This window comes from Candidatus Hydrogenedentota bacterium (assembly GCA_035450225.1).
GTDB lineage: Bacteria > Hydrogenedentota > Hydrogenedentia > Hydrogenedentales > SLHB01 > DSVR01.
Genome location: DAOTMJ010000120.1, coordinates 1 through 1,091 on the forward strand (window position 1 = coordinate 1; position 1,091 = coordinate 1,091).

Sequence of the window (1,091 nt, forward strand, 5' to 3'; positions counted from 1 at the left end):
CCATGGGTTCCTTCATGTTGACCTGAATCCGCGCCAGGAAATTTGCCGCCGCGTCATCCGCGATGTCCATCGCCCGCGATGCCTTGGCTACCGTTTCGGTGAACCGTCCGAGTTCGCTCTTGGGAACGCCCAACTGTCCGCCGATCTGGGCGATGTTCTGGAGAGCGCCGATCTGGATACCTTTCAAATCGACGGAGAGTTGCAGGATTTCCTTGCGGAGTTTCTCGAATTCCGCGCCCACCGCGCCGGTGGTACGCTTCACGCCGACAAAGCCGTCCTCGATCTCGGACGCGAATTTGAGCATCGCGCCTGCCGCCATGACGGCAGACAGGCCGGTGAACATGAGTTTCAGCCGCGAGAGTTCGTTGTTGAGCAGGCCAGTACCGAGCGACGCCTTCTTCGCGTCGTCGCCCGACTGCTTGATCTTTTGCCCGGCTTCCTTGGCCTTGTCACCGGCTTCCTTGGCGCGTCGTCCCGCGCCTTCGGTTTTCTTCCCGGCTTCGTCGATGCGCTTGCCCGCGCCTTCCGCCCGTTTTCCGGCCTCTTCCGCCTTGCGTCCGGCCTCTTCTGTTCTCTTCCCGGCTTCCTGCTGCCTGCGTCCTGCTTCCTCCGCCCGTTTCCCGGCGTCCTGGGAACGCTTGCCAGCGCCCTCGGTTTTCTTGCCCGCCTCGTCGATCTTCTTACCAGCCTCTTCGGCCTTTTTGCCCGCCTCTTCGGTCTTCTTGCCCTGCTCGGAAACCGCCTGAGCCTCTTTCTCGGCCTCTTTCTCGGCTTCCTTGGTTTTCGTAGTGAGTTCATTGACGCCCTTGATCGCGGCTTGCAGGTCCGCGATCGCCTTGGCGATGTCAAATCTGAATTCACCACGTACCGATCCGGCGTTGATTTCCGTCATGATTTCCTATTGAGCAAAAAGTCGAGAGCGGCATGAAACCGCTCGACGGTACGCTTGCGCTTGTTTGCCTCACGCTGCGCGGCTTCGCGTTGCTTCCGGACCTTCGTACCGTATGCTTGCTCCTCCAGCGCTTCCCAATCTTCGCGGCGGCCATAGGTGCCTACCGCCGTTGACGTGGCGCTCAGGAGTTCATGCTTGG

General features: G+C 60.6%; 2 protein-coding genes. Both read right to left on the minus strand.

All coding sequences use genetic code 11. The features are described 5' to 3' along the window. Positions 1–892: phage tail tape measure protein (locus tag P5540_20005; GenBank protein ID HRT67099.1), on the minus strand; the 892-nt coding region annotated here is incomplete at its 3' end. Next, positions 889–1,091 (minus strand): hypothetical protein (locus tag P5540_20010; GenBank protein HRT67100.1); only part of this gene is annotated, 203 nt, incomplete at its 5' end. The genes P5540_20010 and P5540_20005, both read right to left, overlap by 4 nt.